The sequence below is a fragment of the Thermodesulfobacteriota bacterium genome, from assembly GCA_036397855.1.
GTDB lineage: Bacteria > Desulfobacterota_D > UBA1144 > Nemesobacterales > CSP1-2 > DASWID01.
Window position 1 is genome coordinate 1 of sequence record DASWID010000150.1, and the last position, 4,922, is coordinate 4,922.

Consider the following 4,922-nt stretch of genomic DNA (forward strand, 5'->3'; position numbering starts at 1 on the left):
TTACATTGCTGATTTTTTAAGCTCAATATCTTCATAATGAGTAAATCTATTTCTTCCCTTCCGTTTCGAATCGTAAAGTGCGCGGTCGGTTTTTTCAATTAGCAGGTCCTTACTAGAAGCATTATTAGGATACGTTGCAACACCAAAGCTGAAGGTGACATCAGGTGCATCAGCATCTTTCGGCGAGATTGCCTTTCTCAGATTATCCTGTAACTTTTGTGTCAAAATTATCGCATTTTCTTTATCTGTGTTTGGAAGTACAATTGCGAACTCGTCCCCACCGTATCTTGCTGCAATGTCCGTTTTCCTGATGGATCTGGAAATCGTTTTGCCAGTGCAAGATAGAACCCAATCTCCCTCCTTATGACCATAGTTATCGTTTATATCCTTAAGGTTATCGACATCAATCATGATAAGCGTGACCTGCTCCGAATATCTATCGGACCTATCAAGAGAATGAGATAACATTTCCTGAAAATGGCTACGATTGTAAAGCCCGGTCAGACCATCCCTTATTGCAAGTTCCTTTATTTTGAGATAGTTAATTGAGTTTTGAATAACATTGGTAGTTTCCTGACAAATATAGCTGACTAAACTCCTTTCCCTTTCGTTAAATGGGAGGTTAGTTTTTCTGCCAATGACTAAACATCCCAAAATATTGTCGCTATATGCGCTACTATCAACAGATGCTTGTACTAGGGGGCAGACCATTATTGATTTTATTAATTTGATCCCCAATGCAAAATCAATTTCCTTACCAAATACGCTTCTATAAATGCGGCTTGAAGAAATATCATCGAAATATAGAATCTTTTTGTTCTTATTTACCAAGCCTATTAAGGTGTTTTGATGCAATATGGTGGTTTCAATTGAGTTTTTTAAATCAACGTTTAATGTCTTCTTCAGTTCGCTACTGTTCATTTCAGCATTCGAAAGGGTTATCCCGAGAAAATCGGCTTCCATGAAGTTATCCAGTGTTTTTAAAACGTGGTCAAATGTATAATCAATTTCCTGTGTAGAGTTGAGATTCTTTGTAAACCCGTATATGGCATTGAGTTCTTTATAACTCGTGTATACCTTTTGTGATAGTTTAAAGTTTTCGAGAATCATTCCTATTCTGTCCGAAATCACACATGTTATATGTTTTTCAGATTGACCAAACGCATCTTTCTCAAGACTGTCAACAACAAGCACGCCAATTAGTTCCTCTGATTTATTTCCTCGGTCTTCTTCGCGCTCGATTACAATTGGCATCGCAAAGAGGGATTTAACTGGAAGTTCTTTTTTGTAGTAGAAGAGATTTTTATCTCCCTTTCGCAAGTTTTCAGCCGTAAAGGGTGTATTGGTTTTCAGCACCCATCCAAAATAACCGGTCCGAAAGTTTAGTCTCTGTCCTATATCTATGGAATCTGGAATTTCGGATGTAAAATCTTCAATTTCAAAAAGCCCATCTTCTCTTTTTAAATACAATAAGATGGTATGAGAAGATAAAAATTCCTTCAGTAGCCTTAAAGATTCATTTATTGCCCTTTTTACTTCCTTGAGCTTATTAGGTTCATTTTCGCTCAGTTTTGTATCTTTTACATTGTGGAAGATGCCTGGAATCTCTATTTGCTCAATTTTCTCATTATTCTTAAATATATTAGTGGGCATAAAGCTGTTTTTTCTTAATACGTACCCTAAACCATATGTCGATAGAAAAAGAGGAAAAATCCAAAAGATTGTATTATTAAGCGGGTTAATTAATTGAAGGACTATGATTAGTAATGTCGCCAGGGTCGCCCCCTGCCATCCTGCATATGCAAACAGTAGAGGTGTAACTATATAGAAAGATGGAAATAGATCTTTGCCTGCCGCTTGTACCAGTACGTTTAGACACAGGGTAATTAGAAGTGCAGTCTCAATTTTGACTAAAGGGTTCGCTGATGTGCTTTCTTTTTTGAGAAACGTATAGATTACATATAGTGTCGAAACAGACAAAAGAGTTGCCGCGATTAATGAGTATGTGTTTAAAGTATGAAAACCGTTTTTGAATAGTAAAGTAAGTGTAAAGATCGATAACAAAAGAGTGTAAACCCTTTTGATGATGTGTTTAGGTCGGTTTAAACTATTCTTGGAATTTATAAATCTTCTCACTTTGTTTAATCATCCCCAGCTCTTCTCTTGCAATCTTTTCTATGATAGGAATTTCAGTGTTGAGGATTGTAATTTGTTTTTGCAACTTCTCGTTTTCCGTCTTTAGACGTTCTATTCTTTTCTTTATCTCATTATTTTCTCTGTATAGTGAATACACCTTTGTAATTTCTTTTGTGAAAGTGTATGCAACGAGAGAAATGCATACCAGAATAAGAATAGTCTTGCCTATGAATTTTGTCATGTTATAGGAGTATCACATCGCCTGATATAAACGGATTTGATCTTCTCTCGATTCCTATGGTCGTATAAGGTCCATGGCCCGGGTAAACATTATAGGAATCTGGGAGCGTCATAAGTTTGGTCTTTATAGAACGAACTAATTCACGCATCGACGTTCCACCCGTTAGATCCACTCTTCCAACACTTCCTGCAAAAAGGGTGTCACCGGAAATTACGTGGTCATTAATCAATAGGCAAATGCTTCCGAATGTATGACCCGGTGTGTGAATTACTCTGGCCGTGTAATTCCCGATTCGTATTTCGTCGCCCTCTTCGATAAATTTGTCGATCTTGGGTACCTTGACGCCCGAGAATTCGGGAAATCGCATTGCTGACTCGGGCAGTGCATTAAGTACCGGCTCTTCTTCAGGGTGAAGGTAGAATTCGGCTTCCAGCGCTTGCTTCGCTTCTTCAACCCCCGCTGCATGATCAATATGTGCGTGAGTGTTTATTATTCTTTTAACAATAAGTCCCGAATTATCTATATCGTCTAGAATTTCTTTCACTTGGCTCCCGGGATCGATAAGGATAGCATCAAGAGTTTCCCCATCACCGATTATGTAGCTGTTTGTTAGGAAGCTCCCACCTGGTATGCACTTAATTATTATATCATTCATCGCTTTTACTATATTAATATTTTACCGTGAAATCACTGAATTCGTCCATAAATGGCTGCCATTTGACTTCGATCTTGGTTACATGTGCGTGCTTAGGTCCTTGTTTGCTCCAATCCACCATTCTTTCGAGGTCTTCTTTCTTACCTTCCGCTACGATTTCAACAGTGCCGTCAATTCTGTTCTTTACCCATCCATTAAGGTCAAGCTCTATTGCTTTTTCTTTAGTCCTTGCTCTATAGAATACACCTTGGACTCTCCCGTGCACTATGATGTTGACCCTTTCTTTAGCCATCCTCCAAGCTCAGGTTACCAAAACGTACGATTAGTGTCAACAAAATGGTATGGGATCACACCATATTTATCGATGTTTTGAGGAAGCAGGTCACCGGAGATTAATTTTTTGGAGAATTTCGTGGATGTTTAATTAGCCTGATTTCGGTACACGGATAATCTTTAATCATCGACTGTAAAGTGCTGTTGTTTCGAACAGCGTTGACACCTATTATACTGAGATGTATTTTGTTTTAAGGTATGGGCGAATATAAAGCTTGGTTTCAATGCATAAATGAGGACTGTGAAGAAAAATATCAACTAGATCAAATAATTTATCGCTGCGTGAAGTGTTCAAACTTACTCGAAGTAGTGCACGACATGGACTCTCTTCGCCGAAAGACTTCACAACAGTGGAAAGACCTTTTTGATGACCGCTACAGAAGACAAATTTGGCCCTATGGAAGCTCTGTGTGGGGCAAAAAGGAGTGGGTTTGTCCCTACGTGGAGGAGAACAACACTGTTTCGATGTATGAGGGTGCTACAAACCTTTTCTGGGCTGACAGATTTGGAAAGCAGGTAAAAGTTGAAGACCTCTGGATTAAGATGTGCGGTAATAGTCATACCGGTTCATTTAAAGATCTGGGGATGACGGTGTTGGTGTCTGTTGTTAAACAGATGATCGCGGATGGTAAGGAGATCCCCGCTGCCGCTTGTGCATCTACAGGGGATACATCAGCGGCCCTTGCCGCGTATTGCGCTGCGGCGGGAATACCGGCAATAGTCTTTCTTCCTAAGGATAAGGTTTCTATTGCTCAGCTCGTCCAACCGCTGGCCAATGGGGCCCTCGTTCTTTCAATTGATACAGATTTTGATGGTTGCATGGAAATGGTTCAAAGAATATGTGATGACCATAATATCTATCTTGCTAACTCTATGAACTCTCTGCGCATTGAGGGGCAGAAAACGGTGAGCATTGAGCTCTGCCAGCAGTTTGACTGGGAGGTCCCGGACTGGGTGATCATTCCGGGGGGAAATCTCGGTAATATATCCGCGCTAGGCAAGGGTTTCTTGATTATGTATGATCTTGGACTAATTGACAGACTGCCCCGTTTGGTTTGCGCACAGGCACAGAATGCTAACCCACTATATTTAAGCTACCTAAAGGGATTCGAAGAATTCCATCCTGTTAAAGCAAAGAAGACCCTTGCAAGCGCAATACAAATTGGTAATCCGGTTAGTGTAAATAAGGCGATCAACACCCTTAAGGTCTTTGACGGGATCGTTGAGCAGGCTAGTGAGGCAGAGCTATCAGACTCAGCAGCGCTTGTTGATAGGACGGGGACTTTCAACTGTCCCCATACGGGTGTTGCCATTGCAGTTTTTCTAAAACTCCTTCAGCGGAAGATATTTAAACCCGATGATAGAATTGTGTTAATTTCCACCGCACATGGCCTTAAATTCGTCGAATTTAAAATTGGCTATCATAGGGGTGAAATTGAAGGAGTCGTCTCGAAATATGCGAACAAGCCTGTAGAGCTTCCCAATAATTATCGAGCGATAGAGGAAGCAATTTTTAAAAATATAAGCATCCCGTAATTTGGGTGGGATGTTAGTTCC

Annotated in this window: 5 protein-coding genes; 1 reads left to right on the forward strand and 4 read right to left on the reverse strand. The window is 40.0% G+C overall.

Going from position 1 to position 4,922, the window contains the following annotated elements; translation table 11 throughout:
* Genes VGA95_12115 through VGA95_12130 form a run of 4 tightly spaced genes read right to left on the reverse strand, consistent with a single transcriptional unit; the run spans nt 1 to nt 3,324 of the window.
* Complete coding sequence (locus tag VGA95_12115; protein HEX9667283.1) at nt 1–2,136, reverse strand: sensor domain-containing diguanylate cyclase; 2,136 nt, start codon at nt 2,134–2,136, stop codon at nt 1–3.
* Nucleotides 2,108–2,377, reverse strand: a complete 270-nt coding sequence (locus VGA95_12120) for a septum formation initiator family protein (GenBank protein ID HEX9667284.1) — start codon at nt 2,375–2,377, stop codon at nt 2,108–2,110. Before VGA95_12120 ends, VGA95_12115 begins: the two co-directional genes overlap by 29 nt.
* Nucleotide 2,378: 1 nt before the next feature.
* Nucleotides 2,379–3,032, reverse strand: coding sequence for an MBL fold metallo-hydrolase (locus tag VGA95_12125; GenBank protein HEX9667285.1), 654 nt, complete (start codon nt 3,030–3,032; stop codon nt 2,379–2,381).
* A 13-nt stretch (nt 3,033–3,045) separates the two neighbouring features.
* The gene (locus VGA95_12130; GenBank protein HEX9667286.1) at nt 3,046–3,324 is read right to left on the reverse strand and encodes an acylphosphatase; all 279 of its coding nucleotides are present in this window, start codon (nt 3,322–3,324) and stop codon (nt 3,046–3,048) included.
* A gap of 239 nt (nt 3,325–3,563) precedes the next feature.
* Here VGA95_12130 and thrC point away from each other — a divergent pair, with 239 nt between their 5' ends.
* Entirely contained in the window at nt 3,564–4,901 is a 1,338-nt protein-coding gene (thrC, locus tag VGA95_12135) for a threonine synthase (GenBank protein HEX9667287.1), read from the forward strand.
* The last annotated feature ends 21 nt before the right edge of the window (nt 4,902–4,922 follow it).